This is a genomic window from Empedobacter sp. UBA1574 (genome assembly GCF_002322895.1).
Classification (GTDB): Bacteria; Bacteroidota; Bacteroidia; order Flavobacteriales; family Weeksellaceae; genus Empedobacter; species Empedobacter falsenii_B.
Genome location: NZ_DCOI01000012.1, coordinates 77584 through 104187 on the forward strand (window position 1 = coordinate 77584; position 26604 = coordinate 104187).

Consider the following 26604-nt stretch of genomic DNA (forward strand, 5'->3'; position numbering starts at 1 on the left):
TTAGTTTACTTTATTATTTAGTAAATATTTTTTAACTTCCTTAAGATAAGGATAAATCACCTCATCTTCTTTAAATACAGGAACAATTTTACGAATCGAATCATAAAATGCTTTCCCTTTCGAAGATAATTTATCTTGTATTTGTAGAAATTCTATCGCTTGCGTTACAGCCATACTCTGAACCGTCAACACTTCGAACGTATTATCAATCACTTTTGCACAAATCGTAGCCGCATTTGTTCCCATACTCACAATATCTTGATTATCATTGTTGTTTGGAATACTATGCACATACATTGACGTAGAAAGTGTTTGATTTTCAGCTGTTGTAGAAGTCGCCGTAAATTGAGCAGCTTGCAAACCGAAATTAAAACCAAGCGTTCCTAAATTGACAAAAGGTGGTAAAATATTATTGATTTTTGGATTGACTAAATAGTTTAATTGACGTTCACTTAGCATTGATAGACGCGTAACAGCCAATTTTAATTTATCCAATTCTAATGAAACATAATCGCCATGAAAATTTCCTCCATGATGAACAGTTTGATTTTCAACATCGATAATTGGATTATCACTCGCCGAATTTATTTCATTTTCTAGTACTTCTTTCGCGGCATTCCAAGTATCATAAATTGGTCCTAAAATCTGAGGAACACAACGCAACGAATAATATTCTTGTACTTTTTCTTCAAAAATTTTCTCAGTACGTTCTTGATATAATTCGTCTGCACGTTTTTTGACTAATTTGCTATCATTCAAAAAATCGGTCATTTTATTCGCCACATAACGTTGACCAACATGTTGTTTAGCCTCGTTCAACGGTTTTGAATAATGATCATCAAAAGATTGTACAATTTCATTCATCATCGAGCTTAACGTAATCGAAAGATTAATTAATTGATTAACTTTAATCAAATTTACCATTCCAATTCCCGTCATTACCGAAGTTCCGTTCATAATTGATAAACCTTCGCGAATATGAACTTCTATTGGTTGAAGATTTTCAAGTTCAAACACTTCTTTCGTCGATTTGATTTCTCCTTTATAAAAAACTTCTCCTTCTCCAATTAATGTCAAAGCCAAATGCGCCAATTGAACCAGATCTCCACTAGCACCAACGCTTCCATGTTGATAAATGACAGGTAAAATATCACGGTTTACTAATTCTTGCATCAATACTAAAACTGAAGGATGAATCCCAGAATATCCCAACGAAAGCGTATTAAAACGTGCAATAACCGCAGCTTTTGTTTGGTCTAACGTCAACGGTTCTCCAATTCCTGTACAATGACTTCTGATTAGATTATATTGAAGCTGAATTGTATTTTCATCTTCAATACGATATTGTGCCATTGGTCCAAAACCTGTATTTACGCCGTAAATTATTTTATTTTTTGAAAATTCTTTTAAAAATTTAAAACTATTCTCCACACGATCAAATGTTGATTTATCAAGCAATAATTTTTTATTCTCAAAAAGTATGTTTTCTATAGTGTCAATTGTTAATTTTGTCATGTTATTGATTAGGTAAAAGATTTATCGATTTTGGTTATTTACTCCCTCAATCAGTTGCAAAAATAATTAAAAAACTATACAAAAAGTCATGATTGAAAATACAGATGTTTTAATCATTGGTGCAGGACCTTCGGGATCGGTTGCAGCAGCCTATTTAAGAGAAAAAAACATTAAAGTTATTGTTTTAGAAAAAACTCAATTTCCCAGAATTGTTGTTGGTGAAAGTTTGATCCCTCGCTCTATGGATCATTTTGAAGAAGCTGGATTGTTACCTTATTTAGAGAAACAAAATTTCGAAGTAAAACCTGGTGCGAGATTTATTCGAGGCGAACAAATTTGTATTTTCGATTTCAGTAAAAAGTTTGGGAAAGGACAAGATTGGACTTGGCAAGTTCCGCGTGCTGATTTCGACATGACTTTAGCTGATGCAATTATAGACAAAGGTGCAGATTTGCGTTTTAATGAAGAAGTAATTGATGTTCAATTTGAAGGAAAAAAATCGATTACAACTGTAAAAAAACAAAATGGAGAAACGTATCAAATCAATGCAAAATTTTTGATTGATGCGAGTGGATATGGACGCGTTTTACCACGATTATTAAATATTGATAGTCCATCAAAACTAAATCCACATTCAGCAATTTTCACACATATTAATGATGTTCGTCGCCCTGAAGGTCAAGAAAGAACGCAGATTTCTTTTGATATTATTGAAACGAAAGTTTGGTTGTGGGTAATTCCTTTTTCGAATGGAAAAACAAGTGTAGGGATCGTTGGCCCAACAGATTATATCAATCAATTATCAACCAATCAAGATACAACAGAAGCTTTGCAAAATGCAATTCAAAAATCCGATTTTTACGTCAATCGTTTTGGTAATTTACCATTTGAATTTAACCCAATTTGGTTAAAAAATTATTCCGCTGCGGTGACTAAAATGTTTGGAGATGGTTATGTTTTGACAGGAAATAGTACCGAGTTTTTAGACCCTGTCTTCTCTTCTGGTGTTTGTTTCGCAACAGAAAGTGGTTTGAAAGCTGCTAAGCTTGCTATTAAAGAAATGAATGGCGAAAAAGTAGACTGGCAGACAGATTACGAAGATTATATGAAAGAAGGTATCGATGTTTTCACCACTTATGTGCAAGAATGGTACACAGGAAATTTGCAAGAATTATTTTTCCATCAACCTGAAAATCCTGATGTCAAAGAAAAAATTTGTGCTGTTTTAGCGGGATACGTTTGGAACAAAGAAAATCCATTTGTAAAAAAACACAATAGTGTAATTCGGAATATGGCGTATCTGATTCGAATGGTTAAAGAAACAGAATAAATGAAAAGTCAACAATATGTTGGCTTTTTTGTTTTTAATTCAGATAGATTCTCTATTTTTGAGTAATCCAATACTTTAAAACGCATGCAATTTCAGACTATTGATACAGTTGAATCAATTTCGAAAGAAGATTTCATCAAAAATTATCTCAAAAAAAGGAAACCTTTGTTATTGAAAGGTTATGCGAAGAATTGGAAAGATTTTGACAAATGGAATCTCGATTATATCAAAGAAAAAGCTGGAGAACAAATTGTACCTTTATACGATAGCAAACCTGCTGATGCTAACAAAAGTTCGGACACTCCTGCTACACATATGAAGTTTAATGAATATGTAGATTTGATCAAAAAAGAGCCCTCTGATTTGAGAATTTTTTTCTTTATCATCAAAGATAAAATTCCCGAATTACTCAAAAATTTCACTTATCCTGATCTAGGTTTAAAATATTTTGAACGTTTACCAACATTGTTTTTTGGAGGAAGTGAAGCCAAAGTTTTGATGCATTATGATGTCGATATGACGGATTTCATTCATTTTCAGTTCCAAGGTGATAAACGAATTTTGTTGTTTGATCCAAAACAATCCAAAGCTTTATATAAAGTTCCACTTTCTGTACATACAATTTACGAAATTGATTATGATCATCCTGATTACGAAAAATTCCCAGCTTTGAAATACGCAAAAGGTTTTGATTTTGTCATGAATCATGGCGATGCTTTATTTATCCCACGCGGTTATTGGCATTATAATCGTTATTTAGAAGCAGGATTTTCAATGTCTTTACGCGCCTTTCCTAATGAGTTTTTTCAAGTGATGAATACCATTTATCATGTATTTATTATGCGCTATACCGATAAATTGATGCGCAAGATTTTTCAACTAAAATGGATTCATTTTAAAGAAAAATGGGCAATAAAGAAAAGCCATCGTTATTATGGAATTAAGAAATAGGTTTTAAATATTACTCAATTTTATAATCCATAGGAACCATGTTTGCTATTTTTTCCCAGCTCCAATATCCTTCAACAACCAAATTAGCAGGATGGTAATATGTACCATTTTCTTCAATTTTTAATAAATCGCTTTTTATAGCGAAAATAGAAAGTTGGTTCGAAATATATTTTGCACCATTCTGTTTTGCATAGTCCAAATCCTCTTTTTCATTTTTATATTCAACTGAATATAATCCTTTAAAATTAAGATACTGATCATTATTATCAACGATTTTCAAACTATCATATGGAACTTTTTGATTAACTAAGTAAGTAATTATTTTTGGAGGAACTTTACCTTCAATTCTACCTCCTAACAAAGTTTCTTCTTTAAATTTTATGTATTCAGGATTATCCTTGCGAATCAATCGTTTTATATCATATCCTTCTTCCTCAATTTTATTCTCATAAACTGCTTTCATAAAATGAGTAATACTTCCTAAATAAGATTTACGACGATTTTCTTGCCATTTTTTTTCTTTAGAAGCTGATGATTTTAACTCAGTAAAAAGTGCTGTTCCAAGAGTTAAGACATAATTTGACTTAAAATCAACATTAAAATCAACCAAGTCATACTCGATTTTATAACCTAAGTAATTGTTTGTAATGATTAAAGGATTTCTAGAAGTAGCAGATAATTGTCGTGTATTTTTATCATATTTAAACCTTAAGTCTTTCGAATTTTCTATTTTGCATTTTTTTGCAGCTTCATTACTTCCCAAAAACAATTTCAAAAAAGTCTGATAATAATACAACCAATCTTCTTTAGATATTGCTTGAACAACTGTTTCTTGCAACGCTACCACTTCAGGTTCTAAAACTACTTTATAAAATGTAATTTGATTTGTATTAACATTCAAAATATAATTTTCAAACAAACTTGCACGAACAATTAAGTTATATTGTCCATTAGGAAGACTTAGTTCAAATTCACCTTTTTCGTTCGTTTTTGATTTAATCGTAGAATTATCGACATAGATTTCAGCATTAATAATTGGAAGCGATTTTTCATCAATCACTTTTCCTTTAATTGTATTTTGTGCAAATAGATTACTACTAATTAAGAAAAAACCTAAAATAATAATTTGTTTAAAATTCATTGACTAAATTTTAAAACAAGATAATAAAAAAACCGCTATAAAGCGGTTTTGAATTTATTTGAAGAAATATGTAATTCCTAAAGTTAAAAATGATGAACGATTTGTTCCATTATCCCAACGTTTATAGTCGTAAGTATCTATTAAACCATATTGATAGCGTAAATTAATTTCGTATTTTCTATCAATAGAATAACCTCCACCGATATTAAAAGCTAAATCAAACGATTTTGGAACATTATTTTCTCTTTCAGGTTCATTTTCATCAAATTTTTCTGATACTTTGAAACCTAATTGAGGACCACCTTCAACGAAGAAATCTTTTCCTTGATCATCAAAATAGTATTTATACATAATTGGAATATTGATATAATTTAAGAAAGCTTTGTATTTCTCTCCACCTTCTTTATATAACGAATATTCACCTTGAGTAGTATATAAAACTTCAGCTTGTAAATAATGATTTTCGTTTCGAGTAGTTAATTGATATTTTGCAACTCCTCCAACTAAAAATCCAACTCTCTCTTTAGAAACTCCATGAACAATAGTTGTGTTACTAAGTCCAACACCTCCTTTAACTCCAAATTCGATTTGAGCAAAAGAAAAAGTAGATAAACTTAAAAGAAATAAACTTAATAGATTGGTTTTTAAATTTTTCATAAGTTATTGTATAATTTTAACAAAATTAAAGCTTTTTTTAATACAAACTTCATTTCATAAAAAAAGCTCTCCAAATGAAGAACTTTCTATATTATTTTCGAAAATTTATTTTTTTGGTTGAGGAGGAAATTTAGCAAGAATTTCTTCAATTGCTTTCGGGATTCTTTCCGCTTTAGCACTGATATTACTCAAATTAAGATCAGAACCAACACCTTGCCAAACCAATATATTACGTTTATCATCAATAATGTCTATTACAATTGTTCCTGCTTGATAAGAAGAAACGCTATTTCCGCCGTAATATCCGCCATAGTAACCATAAGGACCGTAGCCCCAATTGTTATTATTTACAGAAACTTGTTCTTTAGAACTTGTCAATAAATTAATAACTAAGTCTGCATCAGAACTTACTTTTGTAAATCCTTTTGTAGCCATTTGTGCATCAATTGCTTTAATTAGTCGATTCTTATCCAAATCGTTAACCTTTAACTTATCTAATCCTTTTTGGTGAAAAGTATAAGTTTTATATGAAGCAAAATTTGTTGATCTGTCGTAATCTGTACTTACTTGAACTGTTCCACAGCTTGTTACAAATAATGACAACAAAATTATAAAAGTAAAGTGTATAATTTTCATGACCTTGATTTTTTATTTAAAACTACAATTATTATTCCTAAATGTAAAGGTAAATCAAAAAAAAAAGAAGCTCAAAATACATGAACTTCTTTTTAACTAATATTTACAATTTTATTTTGCTAATTCTAACTCTTGAATTTTCACTTCAACAATTCCATTGTGATTGATTCTAACCAAATCTACAATTTGCGTTTCGTTGACTAATTCAGGATTAAAATCTGTCTGAACTTTTACATAATTTTCTGTAAAACCAAACATTTTCCCGTCTTTATTATCATGTTCCCAAAGCACTTTTTGAGTAGAATTTAATTGAGACTGATAAAAAGCTTGACGTTTTTTCTCTGATAAAATTCGTAACATTTTATTACGACGTTTACGTTCTCCTTGATCTACAACTCCTTCAAATTCGATCGCTTCTGTATTATCACGCTCCGAATAAGTAAATACATGTAAATAGCTAATTGGTAATTCGTTTAAGAAATTATATGTTTCCATAAACAATTCTTCTGTTTCTCCTGGAAAACCAACAATTACATCTACACCAATACACGCATTTGGCATCACTTCGCGAATTTTTGTTACACGATCTAAATAAAGATTAGATAAATAACGACGTTTCATTTTCTTCAAAATCTCATCGCTACCAGATTGTAATGGAATATGGAAATGCGGAACAAATCGATTACTTTTTGAAACAAAATCAATTGTTTCATTTTTTAATAAATTTGGTTCAATCGAAGAAATTCTGATTCGTTCTATCGCATCAACTTGATCTAATTCTTGTACCAATTCCAAGAAAGTATGTTCGTGTTTTTTATTCCCGAATTCACCTTTACCGTAATCACCAATATTTACACCCGTTAATACAATTTCTTTGATTCCTTTTTGTGCAATTTCATTCGCATTTTTGATAACATTTTCTACTGTATCTGAACGCGAAATTCCACGAGCCAAAGGAATTGTACAATACGTACATTTGTAGTCGCAACCATCTTGCACTTTCAAAAAAGCACGCGTACGATCACCGATTGAGTATGAACCAACGTAAAAATCGGCTTCTTCAATCTCACAAGAATGTACAATTGTTTCTTCTTTTTTATTGATATCGTCTAAATATTCAGCAATATTAAATTTTTCTGCAGCTCCTAAAACCAAATCAACACCTTCCATTTCCGCAATTTCTTGCGGTTTCAACTGCGCATAACAACCTACAACGACAACAAAACCTTCTGGATTTGCTTTCATTGCATTTTTCACAATCGTTCTGCACTCTTTGTCTGCATTTGCGGTTACCGAACATGTATTTATCACGTACACATTCGCAGAATCTGTAAACTCAACCTTCTGATATCCATTATCTTTCAAGTTTCTTGCGATCGTCGAAGTTTCAGAAAAATTAAGTTTACATCCCAATGTATGAAATGCAACTGTTTTAGTTTGATTATTCATAGCTGCAAATTTAAGAAATTATCCATAGTTTTGAAACATAAATAAATCAGCTATTCAAAATGACTAAATACTTTATCTACATTATGTTATTCGTTTCAATATTTTCGTGTTCTAAGAAAATTGAAATCGATGAAAACAAAGTATTTAAATTAAATCGTTACGATAATATTTCTTCTTTAGATCCTATCAATGCACGTACACAAGCCAATAATTGGGCATGCAATTTAATGTACAATAGTTTAGTGAAGATTGATAACGAACTAGAAATTCAGCCAGATATTGCAAAATCTTGGACAATTTCTGAAGATGGAAAAACGTATTCTTTTACTTTGAGAAATGATGTTTTTTTTCATAAACATGAAGCTTTCGGAAAAGATTCGACTCGAATTGTAACGGCTTCAGATTTCGAGTATAGTTTTAATCGTTTAAAAGATCCGAAAGCTGGAGGTTCTGGAGGTTGGATTATGAATAATATTGATTCATATAAAGCGATAAATGATACACTTTTTGAAATTAAATTAAAAGAGGCTTATCCTGCATTTTTGGGATTAATTTCGATGAAATATGCTTCGGTTGTTCCGAAAGAATTATTCAAAAATGGAAACGATGAATTCTTGAAACATCCAATTGGTACAGGCCCTTTTCAATTTAAGATTTGGGAAGATAATGTGAAAATGGTTTTTAGAAAAAATCCAAAGTATTTCGAGTTTGATGAAAAAGGACAACGTTTACCATATTTAGAAGCGGTTAATTTATCATTTTTACCAGAGAAAAATTCAGAATTTTTAGAATTAATCAAAGGTAATTTGGATATGATGGCAGATTTGGATCCTTCTTATAAAGATGAAATTTTAAATCCAATCGGAGATTTGAATCCAAAATATTCAAATATTTTAACGATTCAAAAAGTTCCTTATTTAAGTACCGTTTATTTATGTTTTTATCTTGATGCGCCCAATGCAGTTGATTTGAAATTGCGTCAAGCATTAAATTATGGAGTTGATAAAAACAAAATCATCAAATATATGATGAAAGGTCAAGCTTTTGAAGCAGATGGAGGTTTCATTCCGAAAGGTTTACCAGGTTATTCGCCAGAAAGTGGTTACAAATATTCTCCCGAAAAAGCACGTGAACTAATCAATAGCTATAAAAAAACGAACGAAAAAATTGTACCAATCGAGCTGACAACTGTGCAAGAATATGTAGATGTTTGTGAATATATTGCGGCAGAAATGGCAAAATTAGGCTTACCAATAAAAGTGAATGTTGTACCTGGACCAACGATGCGCGATGGAAAAGCAACGGGAAAATTTACGTTGTTCCGCGCAAATTGGGGAGCAGATTATCCAGATGCCGAAAACTTTTTGTCTTTATATTATTCGAAAAACTTTGCGCCAGAAGGTCCAAATTATTCACATTACAAAAATGGTGAATTTGATAAAATGTACGAACAAGCATTTTTGACCAATAATCTAGACGAACGTGCCAAAATTTATCAAAAAATGGATGCATTGATGATGCAAAACGCTCCAATTTTGCCATTATTTTATGATCAAACAACGTTATTTTTGAATAAAAAAGTTAAGAATTTTTCGATGGGACCAATCAAATTATTGGATTTAACGAGAGTTTACAAAGAATAATTCTTTTGACATTTCTCAAAAAGTTTGAACATCTTTTAAAAAAATCTAAATAATATTTCATTTTATTTCACGACATTAGATAATTGTTAACTTATTTGAAATAATGGGTTTTCTCTAACGTTTGAAATCAACAATTTAAAAGAAATTATTTCAGAAATATAGGCGTTAAACCGAGTTTTTTTAGATATATTTGACACCAAATTTTTAATCAAAATCATTTAAATTTTTACTTATGAAAGTAAGACAACTTTTCGTAGTAGGATCTATCGTTACTCTTGTTGCAATTGGAGTAATCTCTTATTTTTGGCCAGGTATCTTATGGTCTTTAATAATTATTCTTCCTTTGATTGCTTTAGGATTTGCAGATATCTCGCAAACAAAACACGCTATCAGAAGAAACTTTCCAATTATTGGACATGGACGTTATTTGTTAGAAAGTATTCGTCCAGAAATTATGCAATACTTTGTTGAAACGGATACTGAAGGGAAACCTATTGACCGTTTGATGCGTAGTATGGTGTATCGTCGTGCAAAAAATGTAATTGACACAGTTCCTTTTGGGACGCAATTAGATGTTTATGAACCAGGATATGAGTGGTTAAATCACTCGATGTATGCAGGAAAAATCAAACATGCTGATGATCCACGTGTAAAAGTTGGTGGAAGCGAATGTAAACAACCTTATTTAGCAAGTTTATTAAACATTTCTGCAATGTCTTTCGGTTCGTTAAGTGAAAATGCTGTATTAGCAATGAACAAAGGAGCCAAATTAGGAAACTTTGCGCACAATACAGGTGAAGGGGGAATTTCTCCATATCACTTACAGCCAGGTGGAGATTTGATTTGGCAAATTGGTACAGGATATTTTGGATGTCGTGCAGCTGATGGTGGTTTCGATCCAGATAAGTATGTAGAGCGTGCTACTTTACCAAATGTAAAAATGATTGAGTTGAAAATTTCTCAAGGTGCAAAACCAGGTCACGGAGGAATTTTACCAGCAAATAAAAATACTCCAGAAATCGCTAAGATTCGTGCTGTAGAACCATATACAACTGTTGATTCTCCTCCATCTCACTCAGCTTTCTCTGATGCAGAAGGAATGTTACATTTCATCAAACAATTAAGAGAATTATCAGGTGGAAAACCAGTTGGATTTAAATTGTGTATTGGGATTAAACGTGAGTTTATCGAGATTTGTGAAGCAATGATTAAAACGGGTATCAAACCAGATTATATTGCAATTGACGGTGGTGAAGGAGGAACTGGAGCTGCTCCTGTAGAGTTTTCAAACTCTTTAGGTATGCCTTTGTTAGATGGTTTAGCTTTTGCAGTTGATACTTTACGTGGTTATGGTCTTAAAAAAGATATTCGTGTTGTAGCTTCTGGAAAAATTATTTCTTCTTTCCACATTGCTCGTGCAATGGCTATTGGTGCGGATTTAGTTTATTCGGCTCGTGCAATGATGATGGCTGTAGGATGTATCCAAGCATTACAATGTAATACAAATACATGTCCTGTTGGTGTTGCGACGCAAGATCGTGAATTAATGAAAGGTTTAGACGTAGAAGATAAAGCAACTCGTATGTATAATTTCCACAAGAAAACAATGCATATTTTATCTGAGTTAATTTCTGCAACAGGTGTTAAATCTCACAGAGATTTCAATCGTTATCACGTAAATTTACGTATCGACAATACACGTATTATGTCTTACGATCAATTATACCCAATTGTAGAAGAAGGTGCATATGTAGGAATGTCTGTAGAAGATGTTTTACAAGAAATTAGAATTCGTACATTAAGTAAAGTCAATTAATCAATTTCATATAATAGTAAAAAAGCAATCCAATTGGATTGCTTTTTTTATTCAAGAATATTCCGTAAATATTGAGACGGACGAAAACCTGTATGTTCCAAAAAAGCATCTGAAAAAGTCTTTCTCGAATTAAAACCTGTTTCTTCTGCCAACGCATCAATTGTGTATTTTTTGAGATTTGGCTCATTTTCAATTCGTTTCAAAAGATGATTAATTCTCAATTCATTGATATATTGGTTAAAATTTTTCGATCTCGAACGATTAATATAATTTGACACAATTGTTCGATTGGCGTTCAATTCTAGAACCAAATCATTCAACGAAAATTTTGGATTTAGAAATAACTTTTGTTCTTCAAATAATTGCAAACTTTGTTCGAAATCTTCATCAATTTCAACTTCGAATTTTGTTTTTTCTAATTGATTTTCTTCCTTAATATCTAACTCAAGTATTATTATTTCATCAAGACATTTTTGTAAATAATTCTTCTTTTTTTGATGTTTTTGATTCATTTTATAAAAAACAATTCCACCAAAAAATAGAATTACTACTAAACCAAAAAATGAAGATCTTTTGAAGTTTTGATTCTTTTCTTTCAATAAATTTCGTTCAGTTTTCAGGAATGTATTTTCATATTTCTCGAGATTTGGTTTCAAAACAGTATGATCAGCCACATAAAATAAACTATCAAAAGACAATAAATTATTTACAGATAATAATTTATCTCGACTATTTCCATATTTCTCGTTGTATTCAACTACTCGTTCATAAGAAAGTCGCAGTTCTTCATCAAGAATTTTATATTGTTTTGAGAATTCCACAACATTTTCAAAATATTGGATTGCTTCTCTATTTCGCTTTTGTTGATATAAAATTTCACCTAAAAATTGCTCCGAAATCACATACCATTTGATATCATTTTGCTTCCAGAAAGCTTGTTGTGCTTTTTTCAATGTATTAAATGCCGAATTATAATCTTTTTTGTAGAAATCAATTATTCCTTTATTCTTCAAAGCATATTGATAATTTACCGTATCAACCGTTTCAGATAATTCAATTTTGTTGTAATAATCACTTTTGTTCAGATGATTTGTTTTGCTATATAAATAAGACAATTTCCCAAGAATGGAAAGATAAATGCTGAACGATTTTGGTTGCTGTTTATGCTTTTCGAAATATGATAAAGAAGTTTCGTATAACACTATAGATTCCTTGATTTCATGTAAGTTTTCTTTTGTTTTCGCAATTCCAACAAGCGAAGAATAAAATGTAAAATCATCTTTTATTTCAGTTGATAGTTGTTTCGAAATGGTGAAATTTTTCAATGCATTATTGTAATTACGTTGCTCCAAAAAATAATTTCCTTTTTCGATATAAGCTTCACTCAACACAACTTTATCATTCAATCGATAAGCTGTTGAAATCGTTGAATCAATAATTCGAAGATTTTCTTCAACCAAATCATTATTTTTTTGACGCAAAAATTCAGCTTTATCTTTTTGTGTTTTTCCAAACATATTTACTGAACTGAATATGAATAGAATAACTATAATAAATTTAAGAAACCTATTTCCCGAAATCATAAAACGTAACATATTGTATTTCTTTAATTTAAATAATATTGTAAACAATTATCATTTGACACCAAGTTGATAAAAAACATTTAAAAATATAAATTAAAATTGTTCAAACAAAAATTTTACTTCCTCTAAATGTAAGTAAAACAATAATCAACACAATTTTATTATGAAGTTTCTACAATTAATTCTCATTTTGATTAGCTCTTTTGCTTTTGCACAAGAAAAATATTCGATTACAGGCTATATTTCATCAGAAAAAGAGTCAAAAACAATTCACGCAAAAGTTATTTTATACGATGAATTTCAAAATGTTATTCAAACAATTGAAACTGAAAATTCTAAATTTAACTTTGAAAATTTAGAACCTAAAATCTATTTAATTTCTGTTATTTATGACAATAATATTCAAGATGAAGAACCTTTTTATTTAAACGAAAATAAAACATTTCACTTAAATATTGATGAAACTGTACAAATTGATGAAGTTATAATCAATGGAAAAAAAGAAACTTTCAAAATAGAAAATGGCAATTATAATATTGATGTCGCCAATTCAAATTTTAATAAACTTGCTACAACTAAAGAATTATTTTCAAAATTACCAAGCGTCATGTTAGGCGCAGATCAAGAAACATTGACGATTATTGGAAAAGGAAATCCTTTGTTGTATTTGGACGATCAACAAGTTGATTTTTCTACCATTTCGAGTTTAGCAATTGAGGACATAAAATCGATTGAAATTATCAAAAACCCTTCTGCTAAATATGAAGCAAATGGAAAATCTATCGTAAAAATTAATCTAAAGAAAAGTAAAAAAGAAGGTTTAAAATTGACTTTGCAAGAAACATTATCTTTCAAAAGAAAGTTTAATAATTATTTCAATTCGACTTTTCAAATTCGTAAAAATAAAAGCGAATTTAAACTGAACGCATCTTATAATCAACTAAATCCGTGGGAAGGAAATGGATTCGATTATCGCATAAAAGACAAAAATATTCAGTCCAATTATTTCATAAAATCGCAAACTAAACGTCCACATTTTATTGTAAACACAAGCTTTTTTCAGGAATTAAATGAATCTGGAGATTATTTTTCGTTTGCTATTAATTCAAATTTTAGAAAAGATAAAGGTTTGCTTGATACCAAAACAGAATATACCGAAAACAATGAAAATCAATCTATTTTAACGTTAAATGATAATGAAAATCATCGAAATTTTGTGAATACTTTGGTGAATTACAATAAAAATATTCAATCAATTGACGCAAGTATTTTAACAGGATTACAATACACGATTTATAATACAGGAACAACATATGATTTTTATAATAAGATTAATGAGAATGATGTCGAATACAATCAATCGCGCTATCAAAAATATCGTCTTAAGGTTTTTGCAGGAAAATTTGATGTAGAGAAAAAGTTTGAATCTGATCAAAAAATTGAATTTGGAGGACGTTTTACACACGCTAAATCTGAGACGAATAATGAAACATTTTTTCCTCAACAATCATCAGAAGAATTTCTTTATAATTTCAAAGAACTGAATCTTTCCGCCTATTTGCAATACACTAAAAATTATGAAAAATGGAATTATAAAGCTGGATTAAGAACAGAAACGACTAATTCTAAAGGTCTTGATGAAATAAAACAACTTTCGGATATTGATAAAAAATACATCGATTGGTTTCCGAATGCAGAAATTAATTACACTTTTGATAATAAAAATGCGTTAACAATTTACTATAAACGTACGATTGACAGACCGAATTACAGCAATCTTTCTTCTGGGAATTTGTACGGAAGTCCTTATATCGAATACAGTGGAAATTTTAATATTTTACCTACTTACACCGACACATTTTCAGCGAATTATTCATTAAAAAAATGGAACATGAATGTGACGTATTATCAAAGTAAAAATCCGATGAATTATACATTAATTTATAATGATGTGAGAAATATTTCAACATTTACAACGATTAATTTCGAAAAAGAAAAAAACATTTCTGTTGCTTTGGATGTTCCATTCGAATATAAATTTTGGTCAACACAAATTAGTTTAGCTATAATTTATAGTAAAATAATTGATGAAAAAGCTGTGTTAAAAAAATCGATTCCGTATATCTATTTATACTCTAATCACAATTTCAAATTGGGAAAAGATTTCAACTTTATGGTTGATGGATATTGGTTAAGCAAACGAACTGAAGGAATTTATGATCGAAATTCTCAAGTTATCGTTAATCTTGGATTGACAAAATCATACAAAAACTTTGATTTTTCTATTCGTTTCAATGATTTATTCAAACAAATGAAATTTAGCGAAACACTGAATTATGATAAAATAAGTTCTAAAAATCTATTTTTAGTCGATTATCAAGAACTATCAGTTAGTGTTAAATATAATTTTGGCCGATTGAATAAAACCATCTCGAAAGAGAATAAAGTAAATGAAGAGGAAGGGAGAATTAGGTAATCTCAACTTATAAACCAAAAAAGCCATTCTTTCGAATGGCTTTCAATTTATGGATTGTTAGAATGTTTTATGTATTACAATTCTAAAGCTCTTTTAGCGTCACCTCCCATTAATACGTTTAATGGATCTTCTACCGCTTCTTTAACAGCAACTAAGAATCCTACAGATTCGCGTCCGTCGATGATACGGTGGTCATAAGATAAAGCAACATACATCATTGGAGCGATAACAATTTGTCCGTTTTTAACAACTGGACGCTCAACGATATTGTGCATTCCTAAGATACCTGATTGAGGTGGGTTGATGATTGGTGTAGACATCATAGATCCAAATACACCACCATTAGTGATTGTAAATGTACCTCCTGTCATTTCATCAACAGAAATTTTTCCGTCACGTACTTTGATTGCTAAATCTTTGATAGATTGCTCAACACCACGGAAAGTTAAGTTTTCTGCATTACGTACAACTGGCACCATTAAACCTTTTGGTCCTGATACTGCAACAGAAACGTCAGCAAAGTCAAATTTTACTTGGTAGTCACCGTCAATCATAGAGTTTACGTCTGGGTATAACTCTAATGCGCGTGTAACTGCTTTTGTAAAGAAAGACATGAATCCTAAACCAACACCGTGTTTAGCTTTGAATTCGTCTTTATATTGGTTACGTAAAGCAAAAATTGCAGACATATCAACTTCGTTGAATGTAGTTAACATTGCAGTTTCATTTTTAACAGAAACTAAACGTTGTGCAATTTTACGACGTAATGATGATAATTTTTTCTCTGATTGAGCACGAGTTCCTTGAGTAGAAGTTCCCATTGCTGGTGTAAAACGAGCTGCATCATCTTGAGTGATACGTCCGTCACGTCCTGAACCTTTTACTTGAGAAGCATCGATACCTTTTTCGTCTAAAACTTTTTTAGCCGCTGGAGATGGAGTTCCCGTAGCGTAAGTTGCAGCTGGAGCAGCAGGTGCTGGCGTAGCAACTGGAGCTGGAGCAGCTTTTACTTCTTCTTTAACCTCAGCTTTTGGTGCTTCTGCAGCTGGAGCGCTTCCTCCTTCTGGTTTAGCAGCTGATGTATCAATAAGACAAACAACTTGTCCTACTTCTACAACATCACCTTCTTCCGCTTTCAAAGTGATAATTCCACTTTCTTCTGCTGGTAATTCTAATGTTGCTTTATCTGAGTCAACCTCAGCAATTGCTTGGTCTTTTTCTACGTAATCACCGTCTTTTACTAACCACGTAGCGATCTCTACTTCTGTGATTGATTCCCCTGGTGATGGGACTTTCATTTCTAACATATCTATTAGCTTTATTTTTTAATTGAATACTTTATTAATTACCTCTTCGTAAATTGCAGCCCAACGTTTACTTGAACCTGGTGCTGTTGCAGCACTTTCTGCTGGAGAAACTACGTCGAATGGATATTTTCTTAACTTACGTAAGATATACATCCAAGCTCCCATATTTTCTGGTTCTTCTTGTGCCCAAACCAATTTAGCATTACCAAATTTAGAGATGATAGCATCTACTTTTTCTTCATTTAAAGGATATAATTGCTCTAAACGAATAATTGCAGTTTCTTTATCACCTAATTCTTGGCGTTTTTTGTCTAAATCGTAGTAGATTTTTCCTGAACAGAAAACTACTTTTTTCACTTTTTTCGCATCTACTGTTACATCTTCGATGATTTCTTGGAAACCTCCATTTGCGAAATCTGCTAATGATGATACTGCTGATGGATGACGTAATAATGATTTTGGTGACATTACAACCAATGGTTTGCGGTAATCTGTTACAACCTGTCTTCTTAATGCGTGGAAGAAGTTAGCTGGAGTTGTGATATTTGCAACAAACATATTGTTACCAGCACACATTTGTAAGAAACGCTCTAAACGTGCTGAAGAGTGCTCTGCTCCTTGCCCTTCATATCCATGAGGCAATAACATTACTAAACCATTTTGTAATTTCCATTTATCTTCTGCTGCAGAAATATATTGGTCGATTACGATTTGCGCTCCATTCACGAAATCTCCAAATTGAGCTTCCCAAATAGTTAACGCTTTAGGATTTGCCATTGCATATCCATAATCAAAACCTAAAACTGCATACTCAGATAATAATGAATTATAGATTCTTAATTGACCTTGTTCATTATTGATATGGTTTAATAAGATAATTTCTTCTTCTGTGTCTTCAGTTTTTACAACCGCATGACGGTGAGAGAAAGTTCCACGTTCTACATCTTCCCCAGAAACACGCACGTTACGTCCGTCTGTTAAGATAGAACCGAAAGCTAAAGCTTCTCCTAATCCCCAGTCAATTTTATCTTCCTCAATCATTTTTCCACGTCCTTCAATTAAACGAGAAACTTTTTTGATTAATTTTTTACCTTCAGGAACTGTAGAAACAGCTTTTGCAATTTCTTTTAATTTTGCTTCGTCGTAAGAAGTATTTGCTTGTTCAAAAACTTTTGCATCATCAGCAATTTCAAATCCTTCCCACTCTTCTGGCATGAAAGGGAAAATGTGATTACGCTCAATTTCTTTAGAAGCTTCGAAATTCGTTTCTAATAGAGCTTTAAATTCTGCTTCTTTTTGTTTAACGATTTCTTCTCCTATTACACCTTCTTTTAATAATTTATCCTTGTAAATTTCACGAGGATTTGGGTGTTTAGCGATTAAGTTATATAATTTAGGTTGAGTGAATTTTGGTTCATCACCTTCGTTATGTCCATATTTACGGTATCCTAATAAATCGATGAATACATCAGAACCGAATTCTGCACGATAATCTGCTGCAAAACGGAAAGCGTGAACTACCGCTTCTACATCATCAGAATTTACATGCATTACAGGAGACAATGTTACTTTAGCAACATCTGTACAATATGTAGATGTACGCGCATCTAAATAGTTTGTTGTAAACCCAACTTGGTTATTTACCACAACGTGTACTGTACCACCTGTTTTATATCCGTCTAATCCTGCCATTTGAACAACCTCGTAAACGATTCCTTGTCCAGCTACAGCAGCATCACCATGAATTAAGATTGGAATAATTTTAGAATAATCATCTTTGTAATCTTCCTCAACTTTTGCACGTGTAATCCCTTCTACAACTGCATCTACAGTCTCTAAGTGAGATGGATTTGGTGCTAAATTGATTCGGATATCTTTTCCATTCAATGCTTTGATTTGATTTGATGATCCCATGTGATATTTAACATCACCAGCCATTAAATCTGTATCAAAAGCTTTTCCTTCGAATTCTGAAAAGATTTGAGAATATGATTTTCCAAAAATGTTAGCCAAAACATTCAAACGACCACGGTGAGCCATCCCTACGATAACCTCTTGTACGCCGTGATCTGCAGAACGGTTAATCAATGTATCCAAAGCAGGAATTAAAGATTCATTTCCTTCTACTGAGAAACGTTTTTGTCCAACATATTTCGTGTGCATAAAGTTTTCAAAAGCAGTTGCTTCATTCAACTTTTCTAAAACACGTTCTTTCTCCTCCTTAGATAATTTTGGTTGATTCAAGTTTTGGTTTAACCAATTCTGAATCCAATTAATTCTTTGAGGTTCTCTTACATACATATACTCGATTCCGATAGATTCGCAGTACATGTTTTCTAAGTGTCCAATGATTTCACGTAAAGTGATTGGTCCACCAATACCTAAAATTTCACCAGCATTGAATGTCAATCCTAAATCGGCATCTGTCAAACCGAAGTTCTTGATGTCTAATGAAGGTTCAAAAGTTCTACGCGCTCTAACTGGGTTAGTCTTAGTAAACAAATGTCCACGAGAACGGTAAGCATCAATCAAATTGATTACTTTAAATTCTTTCTGTACGTTGTCTGGAACTTGAGATACTACTGCAGGATTAACTACTGCTTGCGTTGTTTGACTAGCTTTGTTAGGAGCTGTTTGTGTTGCTGGTGCAAATAATGGCTCTCCATCATATGTTGCATTCGCAAAGTCATACCCTTGGAAAAAAGCTTTCCAACTTGGTTCAATACTATCCGGATATTGGACGTATTGATCATATAAGTCGCCTATAAACTCTAAATGAGCGGCATTTAAAAACGAAAAACGATCCATAAATTTTACTCTCTATGAGATTTAGCTACAAAAATAAACTATTTAAGGCTTTAAAAAAAATTACTTTCATCATATTTATCTTATCTCGCCATAAAAATATATTATAATCAAATAATCATTACATTTGATATAAATTTAAGAAAGATTTTACATTTAGATGAGAAATTTTCTAACAAAAAAAATAAACAAACGTTGGATTGGCTTCTTTATAATATTTGTGATTTTCGCTATTACAATATGGTCGAGTAATAAAATTGTACAAGAGCTAAAACGTGAAGAACACAAACGTGTAGAGAATTATGCGCGATCGTTAGAGTTGATAAGCTCATCAGAATTTTTAGATCCGAAAACGCAAGATTTTCTATTCAAATTAATTGAAGACAACAAATCGATCCCTGTTGCACTTGTAGACGAAAAAGGCATTATTGTAGACACCAAAAATATTGATGAATCCATCGTAAAAGATTCGGTTCAATTAAAAAAATATGTCAACAAAATGAAATCGTCGGAACAAACAATTGATGTTGAATTAATCGGAACTAAAAATTATGTTTATTTCAAAAATTCAAAACTTCTCAATCAATTACAATATTATCCACTCATCATTATTTTATTGATTTTACTGTTTTTTGGATTTTCGTACTGGTATTTCAAAACAGTTCGTGACACCGAAAAAAGTTATTTATGGGCTGGAATGGCAAAAGAAACGGCACATCAAATTGGTACACCACTTTCTTCGTTGATGGGTTGGGTCGAATTATTGAAATTGGAAGAAATCGATCAAACTTCAGTCATAGAAATTGAAAAAGATGTGGATCGATTGAAACATATTGCCGAACGTTTCTCGAAAATTGGTTCAACTTCTGAACTCAAACAAACTGATATTATTTCAACTTCCAAACAAACAGTGGATTATATTTCGCAACGCATTTCGAAAGGAATTGAATTAAACTTTACTACCGATGTCGATGAATTTAACATCAATCTTAATTCTTCTTTATATAGTTGGGTTATCGAAAATTTGATGAAAAATGCCGCTGATGCAATGCAAAATAAAGGCGTTTTGGATATCGATATAAAAACGAAAGGTAAATTTGTCGAAATTTCTATTGCTGATACAGGTTCTGGAATTCCGACCAAATTGCAGAAAAAGATTTTTCAACCTGGCTTTACTACCAAAAAACGCGGTTGGGGATTGGGATTATCATTAGCAAAACGAATTATCGAAGATTATCACAAAGGAAAAATATTTGTAGCTAAATCATCTAAAGAAACGGGAACTGAGTTTAAGATTTTATTGAAAAAATAATCAGAAATATTACACAAAATCTTGATTATATAATGAGGTATACTTTTTGTGACTTTGTTAGAACGACAACTGTTTTGTAAAATTAATAATTATGAACGCAAAAGATGTATTGAAAGAATTACACGAAAAATATGATTTATAAGACTAGAATTTCTTCTGAAGCTGCCCAAGATATTGAACAAGCTCTTTCTTATTATTCAAACTTTTCTACATCTGCGGCAAAATCTTAAGTTTTGGAAACTTTGGAAATAATCCTTTCTATCAAGTGAACTATAGAAATTTGCGTTCAAAACCTTTTAGATCTTTTCCTTATTTGTTTTTTTTTGAAACTAATGAAGAAGAAAAAACTTTTTTATTTATGCAGTTTTTAATGCGCATAGAAATCCTACAAAATATCCAAAATAAAAAATGAGCTGAAAAGTTTTACTTTCAGCTCATTTTTTTAATATTATTTTCTAATATATCAGTATTAATTACTATTCTTTTACACCAATATAAATCTCAATTTCTGCATCAGCAGGATTTTGAGCTTTTTCGGTGTACAATTCGTAATCATATTTATACGTGCGATTTAGATTTGCATCATCATTCCAAATTTCTGTCCAAGTTTTCCCAACTGCTTCGTGCAATTCTCCTTTGGCAATATATTTTTTGAATGTTTGTGGCTCAAATTCACGACCAACCATACCTTCTGGAATTTCATCTAATGAAGAAACTTCTAAACCAATAATTGTCATATACTTTCCTGTAAAATCACTTTCATAATCTGTGTAAACAGAATAAATATTAGAACTAATTGCATTTGGAATTTTAGCAATTATATTCTCATCGAAAAATTGATGCCACAATTTTCCTAAATCATCAATCGCTTGACTATCATTATTAGACGTTTGAGTCGTTATTCCTATAATTTTCAACTTATTCATTTTTAAGGTTTTTAAAATCCTAAAATCATTTTCGCAATCGAAAAGTAAATCAACAAACCAAAGATATCATTACTTGTTGTGATAAATGGTCCCGTTGCAATAGCAGGATCAACACCATATTTATGCAACATAATTGGAATAAATGTCCCAATCAAACTTGCTAAAATCATCACAATAACTAAAGCTAAAACAATGGTTGAAGAAATTTCGTAGCTTGTGCTCATCAAGAAATGTGTCGCCAATAAAAGTACAAAAGCTAATAATGTACTATTCAATAAAGCTAATAACATTTCTTTTCCTAATCTTTTCCAAATAGAACCCGAAATATTACTATTCGCCAAACCTTGCACAATAATCGCAGAAGATTGCACACCAACATTTCCTGCCATGGCAGCAACAAGCGGCGTAAAAAAGAATAATTGCGGATACAAATTCATCGCATCGCTAAAACTTTGCGACACATTAACTGCTACAAAACTACCTACCAAAGCCAATAAAAGCCAAGGTAAACGAGCGCGAGTTAATTTCAATATATTATCATCAGAGTCGACATTTTGAGTAATCCCGGCTGCTAATTGATAATTTTCTTCAGCTTCTTCACGAATCACATCAATCACATCATCCACCGTAATTACACCTACCAAACGCGTTAACTCGTCCACTACAGGCACTTCGTACAAATCATATTTTTCGATTACTTTCGCAACCTCCATATCTTTTGTATAGGTCTTTACATATTGGATCTTTTCATTGTAAACATCTGCCACTTTAGTGTTCGCAGAAGTTGTCAACAAACGCTTTAAACTCAATGTTCCAAGTAATTTTTCATCTTCATCAACTACATAAATCGAGAAAACTTCTTCTAAATCCTCAGCTTGTTTTCGCATTTGTTTTACCGCTGTGATTACCGACCAATCTTTGTTAACTTTTATCAACTCTTTTCCCATCAAACCTCCAGCCGTATCTTCGTCATAGCGCAAAAGATCTACAATTTCACGGGCATGTTCTTGGTCTTCTAATTGTGCAATTACCTCATCTTTCTTTTCATCAGAAAGTTCATTGATAACGTCAACTGCATCATCGGTATCCATCTCATTGATGACATCTTCGGCAATTTCTTTTGCAGTAAGCGTTTTCAGGAATTTACGTCGATCATCTTCTTCTAATTCAAGAAGGATATCAGCAGAAATTTCATTATCGAGTAAATCAATTACAAAAGACTGTTCTTTGGTCGAAAGCTCATCAAACAATTCAGCAATATCAGCAGGGTGCAAATCTTGCAACATCTCCTTAACTGCTTTTGCATTTTGCTGATTAATACTTTCGTTTAAATGTTCAATAAAATCTTTTGTAATTTTTACCTCCATAATCTATTTCATTCTTTTCGTTAACTCAATAAAATCTTCGACAGATAATTGTTCTGCGCGCATATTCAAAAACTCGTGATCGTTTAAATCCTCAGGAATACCCAAAGCCTTCAACGAATTACGAAGCGTTTTTCTTCTTTGTCCAAAACCAGCTTTTACCACTTGAAAAAATCGTTTCTGTTCAACTCCTTCAATTTCTGTTCGGTAGCGTTTCATAATAATAACGCCCGATTTCACCTTTGGTGGTGGTGTAAAAACGTGTTCTGGAACAGTGAACAAATATTCACAATGATAATACGCTTGAGCTAAAACAGAAAGTATACCATAATCTTTTGTACCTTTTTTTGATGCAATACGTTCGGCAACTTCTTTCTGAAACATTCCACAAACTTCGGGAACAGTGTAACGCTCTTCTAAAGCTTTAAAAATAATTTGCGAAGATATATTATACGGAAAATTTCCTAAAATAGCAATTTGTTCATCAAACTTTGATGAAAAGTCCATTTTCAAGAAATCTTCGGAATGAATTTTAAATCCTGGGTAAAATGGTTGATAATATTCTTTTAAATATTCGACTGATTCTGTATCAATCTCCACAACCTCTATATTTTTCTTTGCTTGTAAAATATATTTTGTCAACACGCCCATTCCTGGACCAATTTCTAAGACACGATCATAACCTTCCCAAGTTAACCCTTCGGCGATGTCTCGTGCAATATTTTCATCATTCAAAAAATGCTGACCTAAATGTTTTTTAGCTTTTACTTTCAAAAATTCTAAATTTTAAGTTTTCTTTAACCAACTTACCGTAGAATATATACGGAATATCTTTCTTGCGAAATAAGTTTTTTTTATCTTAGCCCCAAAATTAACCCAAATGTCAAAAACGAACGATAAATTTGAGAAAAAAAGACTGCGATCTTCTAACATCACTGTTGTGATTAGTATTTCGCTTGTTTTATTTCTATTAGGTATTTTCGGCTTAATTGTCATTAATGCACAAAGTTACGCAGAACATCTAAAAAGAGAGTTAAAAATCGAGGCATATTTTAAAGATGTCGAAGATCCAAAATTAAAAGATAAGGAGCTTGATTTACAAAAATCTTATATCGATTCGTTGAAAGTGAAGTATCCTTTTGTTGAAGCTACACAGTATATCAGCAAAGAGGATGCAGCTAAAATTGCGAAAAAAGATTTGGGTACGGATGGTAGCGATTTCTTCGAAGAAAGTATTTTCCCTGCATCAGTTCAAATTACATTGAATCCTGCATTAATACAATCTGTTGAACAAATTGATTCTATTAATAAGGTATTGGCTAAAAATCCGATTGTAGACGAAGTAAAAAGTGACAAAGAAGCGATGGTAACGATTTACCACAGCATCAATAAAATTACATTCTGGATTATGATTTTTGCTGTTATCTTCTTGGTAATCGTTGTTGTATTAATCAACAACTCTATTCGTCTGAAAATATACGCAAAACGTTTCAGCATCAAAACAATGCAATTAGTTGGAGCGCGTAGACGTTTCATTGTAAAACCTTTCTTGATAGAAGCCGCAGTTTTAGGTTTCTTAGCAGCATTTATTGCAGCTGTAGGATTAGGTTTCTTATGGTACATTTTAGCAACAAAAGTTGGTTTAGTACTTTGGAACCCAAGCTTCACTCCACTTATTATTATTTTAATTGGAATTGGAGTTGTCATTGCCGTATTTAGTACATTGTTTGCTGCATGGCGTTATTTAAGATTAAAAACTGATCAACTTTATTAATGAAATCAAATTCTATCGATACAACAAAAAAATCAGCATCTACAAATGATGCTGGTTTTACTTTTTTATTCGGAAAAAGAAATTACATTTTCATGGCAATTGGTGTTGCACTAATTGGTCTTGGATTTTTATTAATGACAGGACACGATGCCAACACAAGACCAGATGGAACGTGGGATGCAAATTATTGGAACGACGAAATCTATTCTTTTCGTAGAATTAGATTAGCGCCATTTTTAGTTGTCGTTGGTTTCATCGTCGAGATTTATGCCATTTTAATCAATCCGAATAAAGAAAAATAATGAATACTTTACAAGCAATTATAATTGCTATAATAGAAGGTCTTACCGAATATTTACCAATTTCTTCTACAGCACACATGGGATTCACAGCAGCTTTGATGGGAATGCCAGAAAGCGAATTCTTAAAAATGTTTCAAGTTTCGATACAATTTGGAGCAATTTTATCAATCGTAGTTTTATATTGGAAAAAATTCTTTGACTTCAAAAATTTCAATTTCAATTTTTATATCAAATTAGCTTGTGCGGTTGTTCCTGCACTTATTTTAGGAAAACTATTCGATGATAAAATCGAGGCTGTTTTAGGAAATCAAGTTGCTATTTCTGGAATGTTAGTTTTCGGAGGAATCATTTTATTATTTGTAGATAAATGGTTCAAAAATCCTAAAATTAATGATGAAAAAGACATCACATTAAAACAAGCAATTATCATTGGTTTTTGGCAATGTTTGGCGATGATGCCTGGAACTTCTCGTTCTGCCGCTTCTATTATTGGTGGTATGACACAAGGTTTATCGCGTAAAGCAGCTGCAGAATTTTCATTCTTTTTAGCGGTTCCGACAATGTTAGCGGTTACAGTTTATTCTATTTTTGTTAAAACTTGGGGAGAAGATACTGCAACACCAATGAAAGGTTATGAAATGATTTTACAAGATCAAAACCATATTATATTATTCTTAATTGGAAATGTTGTAGCATTTATTGTAGCATTAATCGCAGTGAAAACATTTATCGCAGTTTTAACAAAATATGGTTTCAAATTTTGGGGGTGGTACAGAATAATCATCGGAATTATTTTATTGATTTATTTCTCATATAATTCTCCAACACAAGCAGAAAAAGACAATGCCGCTTCAGTAGAAACTACAATGATTCAGCACAAATAAGATGAATGTAGAAAAAATACAAGAAGGTCACGTTTTTTTGATTGATAAACCACTTGATTGGACATCTTTTGATGTTGTAAATAAGATTCGTTGGAACATTAGAAAAGCATATAACTTAAAGAAAATAAAAGTTGGACATGCTGGGACTTTAGATCCAAAAGCTACTGGACTTTTATTGGTTTGTACAGGGAAATGGACAAAACGCATTGATGAATTTCAGGCGCAAGAAAAGACTTATACTGGTACAATTAAATTAGGTGTTACAACGCCTACCTATGATTTAGAATCGGAAGAAAATGAAACTTTTCCGACAAATCATATCACAGAAGAAATTATTCGCGAAGCAACAAAACAATTTGTTGGAGAAATTGAACAATTTCCGCCAATGCATTCAGCGGTAAAAGTAGATGGAAAACGTTTATATGAATTAGCTCGCGAAGGTCAAGAAATAGAACGTAAAGCACGTAAAATAACGATTCACGATTTTAAAATTACAAAAATAGATTTACCTTTTGTCGATTTTGAAGTGAATTGTAGCAAAGGAACCTACATTCGTTCTTTGGCTTTTGATTTTGGAAAAGCAGTCAATTCTGGTGGATATTTAACAGCACTTCGTCGTACAAAAATTGGCGAATTTGATGTCATCAATGCTGAAAATTTCGCTTTAGAAAAAAGCTATTTTGAAGAAGAAAATACAACAGAAGAAGTATAAAATCAGAAAAGCTTGAACAAA

Annotated in this window: 21 protein-coding genes; 10 read left to right on the forward strand and 11 right to left on the reverse strand. The window is 31.6% G+C overall.

Going from position 1 to position 26604, the window contains the following annotated elements:
* Positions 1-1515, reverse strand: a complete 1515-nt coding sequence (locus B3578_RS02845; protein ID WP_038332296.1) for an HAL/PAL/TAL family ammonia-lyase — start codon at positions 1513-1515, stop codon at positions 1-3.
* An 88-nt stretch (positions 1516-1603) separates the two neighbouring features.
* Here B3578_RS02845 and B3578_RS02850 point away from each other — a divergent pair, with 88 nt between their 5' ends.
* On the forward strand, positions 1604-2845 hold the full coding sequence (locus B3578_RS02850) for an NAD(P)/FAD-dependent oxidoreductase (protein WP_291046926.1): 1242 nt from the start codon (positions 1604-1606) through the stop codon (positions 2843-2845).
* Between the two features lie 84 nt (positions 2846-2929).
* Positions 2930-3796: a cupin-like domain-containing protein gene (locus tag B3578_RS02855; RefSeq protein ID WP_291046928.1), complete on the forward strand. Its 867-nt coding sequence runs from the start codon at positions 2930-2932 to the stop codon at positions 3794-3796.
* A 10-nt stretch (positions 3797-3806) separates the two neighbouring features.
* Here the strand turns inward: B3578_RS02855 and B3578_RS02860 are convergent, their stop codons facing one another.
* The 4 genes from B3578_RS02860 to mtaB form a co-directional block, all read right to left on the reverse strand.
* Positions 3807-4937: a carboxypeptidase-like regulatory domain-containing protein gene (locus B3578_RS02860; RefSeq protein WP_291046930.1), complete on the reverse strand. Its 1131-nt coding sequence runs from the start codon at positions 4935-4937 to the stop codon at positions 3807-3809.
* Between the two features lie 54 nt (positions 4938-4991).
* Positions 4992-5594 (reverse strand): porin family protein, encoded by a 603-nt coding sequence (locus B3578_RS02865; protein ID WP_114999523.1) that lies wholly within the window; start codon positions 5592-5594, stop codon positions 4992-4994.
* Positions 5595-5699: 105 nt separating this feature from the next.
* Positions 5700-6230, reverse strand: a complete 531-nt coding sequence (locus B3578_RS02870; protein ID WP_114999525.1) for a DUF4136 domain-containing protein — start codon at positions 6228-6230, stop codon at positions 5700-5702.
* 111 nt (positions 6231-6341) lie between these two features.
* The gene (gene mtaB / locus B3578_RS02875; RefSeq protein WP_038332401.1) at positions 6342-7679 is read right to left on the reverse strand and encodes a tRNA (N(6)-L-threonylcarbamoyladenosine(37)-C(2))-methylthiotransferase MtaB; all 1338 of its coding nucleotides are present in this window, start codon (positions 7677-7679) and stop codon (positions 6342-6344) included.
* A gap of 59 nt (positions 7680-7738) precedes the next feature.
* Between mtaB and B3578_RS02880 the strand changes: the two genes are divergently transcribed.
* Entirely contained in the window at positions 7739-9322 is a 1584-nt protein-coding gene (locus tag B3578_RS02880; RefSeq protein WP_286496118.1) for an ABC transporter substrate-binding protein, read from the forward strand.
* 232 nt (positions 9323-9554) lie between these two features.
* Positions 9555-11138: an FMN-binding glutamate synthase family protein gene (locus B3578_RS02885; protein ID WP_280035759.1), complete on the forward strand. Its 1584-nt coding sequence runs from the start codon at positions 9555-9557 to the stop codon at positions 11136-11138.
* A 47-nt stretch (positions 11139-11185) separates the two neighbouring features.
* Here B3578_RS02885 and B3578_RS02890 read toward each other — a convergent pair whose 3' ends face one another.
* A complete protein-coding gene (locus tag B3578_RS02890) occupies positions 11186-12655 on the reverse strand; it encodes a helix-turn-helix domain-containing protein (RefSeq protein ID WP_291046936.1) in 1470 nt (489 codons plus the stop codon).
* A gap of 229 nt (positions 12656-12884) precedes the next feature.
* Between B3578_RS02890 and B3578_RS02895 the strand changes: the two genes are divergently transcribed.
* On the forward strand, positions 12885-15197 hold the full coding sequence (locus B3578_RS02895) for an outer membrane beta-barrel family protein (RefSeq protein WP_286496114.1): 2313 nt from the start codon (positions 12885-12887) through the stop codon (positions 15195-15197).
* A gap of 74 nt (positions 15198-15271) precedes the next feature.
* Here the strand turns inward: B3578_RS02895 and odhB are convergent, their stop codons facing one another.
* Both odhB and B3578_RS02905 read right to left on the reverse strand, forming a co-directional pair.
* Complete coding sequence (odhB, locus tag B3578_RS02900) at positions 15272-16504, reverse strand: 2-oxoglutarate dehydrogenase complex dihydrolipoyllysine-residue succinyltransferase (protein WP_185096030.1); 1233 nt, start codon at positions 16502-16504, stop codon at positions 15272-15274.
* 18 nt (positions 16505-16522) lie between these two features.
* A complete protein-coding gene (locus tag B3578_RS02905; RefSeq protein WP_219034288.1) occupies positions 16523-19312 on the reverse strand; it encodes a 2-oxoglutarate dehydrogenase E1 component in 2790 nt (929 codons plus the stop codon).
* A gap of 157 nt (positions 19313-19469) precedes the next feature.
* On the opposite strand from B3578_RS02905, the gene B3578_RS02910 reads away from it, so the two are divergent.
* Positions 19470-20621, forward strand: a complete 1152-nt coding sequence (locus B3578_RS02910; protein ID WP_219034287.1) for a sensor histidine kinase — start codon at positions 19470-19472, stop codon at positions 20619-20621.
* A gap of 476 nt (positions 20622-21097) precedes the next feature.
* Here the strand turns inward: B3578_RS02910 and B3578_RS02915 are convergent, their stop codons facing one another.
* From B3578_RS02915 to rsmA, 3 genes are read right to left on the reverse strand one after another with little or no spacing between them, the layout of a single operon-like run.
* Entirely contained in the window at positions 21098-21547 is a 450-nt protein-coding gene (locus B3578_RS02915; protein ID WP_219034286.1) for a GyrI-like domain-containing protein, read from the reverse strand.
* Positions 21548-21558: 11 nt separating this feature from the next.
* A complete protein-coding gene (gene mgtE, locus B3578_RS02920) occupies positions 21559-22914 on the reverse strand; it encodes a magnesium transporter (RefSeq protein WP_280046030.1) in 1356 nt (451 codons plus the stop codon).
* 3 nt (positions 22915-22917) lie between these two features.
* Positions 22918-23685, reverse strand: a complete 768-nt coding sequence (gene rsmA / locus B3578_RS02925; RefSeq protein WP_038332430.1) for a 16S rRNA (adenine(1518)-N(6)/adenine(1519)-N(6))-dimethyltransferase RsmA — start codon at positions 23683-23685, stop codon at positions 22918-22920.
* Between the two features lie 106 nt (positions 23686-23791).
* Here rsmA and B3578_RS02930 point away from each other — a divergent pair, with 106 nt between their 5' ends.
* The 4 genes from B3578_RS02930 to truB are packed head-to-tail and all read left to right on the forward strand — an operon-like array spanning position 23792 to position 26583.
* Complete coding sequence (locus B3578_RS02930) at positions 23792-24685, forward strand: cell division protein FtsX (protein ID WP_221855311.1); 894 nt, start codon at positions 23792-23794, stop codon at positions 24683-24685.
* Positions 24685-24987, forward strand: a complete 303-nt coding sequence (locus B3578_RS02935) for a DUF3098 domain-containing protein (RefSeq protein ID WP_052217597.1) — start codon at positions 24685-24687, stop codon at positions 24985-24987. Before B3578_RS02930 ends, B3578_RS02935 begins: the two co-directional genes overlap by 1 nt.
* Positions 24987-25871, forward strand: a complete 885-nt coding sequence (locus B3578_RS02940; protein WP_125349727.1) for an undecaprenyl-diphosphate phosphatase — start codon at positions 24987-24989, stop codon at positions 25869-25871. The genes B3578_RS02935 and B3578_RS02940 overlap by 1 nt, the downstream gene beginning before the upstream one ends.
* Before the next feature lies 1 nt (position 25872).
* Positions 25873-26583 carry a tRNA pseudouridine(55) synthase TruB gene (truB, locus tag B3578_RS02945; RefSeq protein ID WP_125349728.1) on the forward strand — a complete coding sequence of 237 codons (711 nt, stop codon included), beginning with the start codon at positions 25873-25875 and terminating at the stop codon, positions 26581-26583.
* Positions 26584-26604 lie beyond the last annotated feature (21 nt).

Bases quoted from the DNA above. Each gene is read 5' to 3' on its own strand.
- B3578_RS02845 (WP_038332296.1), bottom strand. From the start codon at position 1,515: ATGACAAAATTAACAATTGACACTATAGAAAACATACTTTTTGAGAAT.
- B3578_RS02850 (WP_291046926.1), top strand. From the start codon at position 1,604: ATGATTGAAAATACAGATGTTTTAATCATTGGTGCAGGACCTTCGGGA.
- B3578_RS02855 (WP_291046928.1), top strand. From the start codon at position 2,930: ATGCAATTTCAGACTATTGATACAGTTGAATCAATTTCGAAAGAAGAT.
- B3578_RS02860 (WP_291046930.1), bottom strand. From the start codon at position 4,937: ATGAATTTTAAACAAATTATTATTTTAGGTTTTTTCTTAATTAGTAGT.
- B3578_RS02865 (WP_114999523.1), bottom strand. From the start codon at position 5,594: ATGAAAAATTTAAAAACCAATCTATTAAGTTTATTTCTTTTAAGTTTA.
- B3578_RS02870 (WP_114999525.1), bottom strand. From the start codon at position 6,230: ATGAAAATTATACACTTTACTTTTATAATTTTGTTGTCATTATTTGTA.
- mtaB (WP_038332401.1), bottom strand. From the start codon at position 7,679: ATGAATAATCAAACTAAAACAGTTGCATTTCATACATTGGGATGTAAA.
- B3578_RS02880 (WP_286496118.1), top strand. From the start codon at position 7,739: ATGACTAAATACTTTATCTACATTATGTTATTCGTTTCAATATTTTCG.
- B3578_RS02885 (WP_280035759.1), top strand. From the start codon at position 9,555: ATGAAAGTAAGACAACTTTTCGTAGTAGGATCTATCGTTACTCTTGTT.
- B3578_RS02890 (WP_291046936.1), bottom strand. From the start codon at position 12,655: ATGTTTGGAAAAACACAAAAAGATAAAGCTGAATTTTTGCGTCAAAAA.
- B3578_RS02895 (WP_286496114.1), top strand. From the start codon at position 12,885: ATGAAGTTTCTACAATTAATTCTCATTTTGATTAGCTCTTTTGCTTTT.
- odhB (WP_185096030.1), bottom strand. From the start codon at position 16,504: ATGTTAGAAATGAAAGTCCCATCACCAGGGGAATCAATCACAGAAGTA.
- B3578_RS02905 (WP_219034288.1), bottom strand. From the start codon at position 19,312: ATGGATCGTTTTTCGTTTTTAAATGCCGCTCATTTAGAGTTTATAGGC.
- B3578_RS02910 (WP_219034287.1), top strand. From the start codon at position 19,470: ATGAGAAATTTTCTAACAAAAAAAATAAACAAACGTTGGATTGGCTTC.
- B3578_RS02915 (WP_219034286.1), bottom strand. From the start codon at position 21,547: ATGAATAAGTTGAAAATTATAGGAATAACGACTCAAACGTCTAATAAT.
- mgtE (WP_280046030.1), bottom strand. From the start codon at position 22,914: ATGGAGGTAAAAATTACAAAAGATTTTATTGAACATTTAAACGAAAGT.
- B3578_RS02930 (WP_221855311.1), top strand. From the start codon at position 23,792: ATGTCAAAAACGAACGATAAATTTGAGAAAAAAAGACTGCGATCTTCT.
- B3578_RS02935 (WP_052217597.1), top strand. From the start codon at position 24,685: ATGAAATCAAATTCTATCGATACAACAAAAAAATCAGCATCTACAAAT.
- B3578_RS02940 (WP_125349727.1), top strand. From the start codon at position 24,987: ATGAATACTTTACAAGCAATTATAATTGCTATAATAGAAGGTCTTACC.
- truB (WP_125349728.1), top strand. From the start codon at position 25,873: ATGAATGTAGAAAAAATACAAGAAGGTCACGTTTTTTTGATTGATAAA.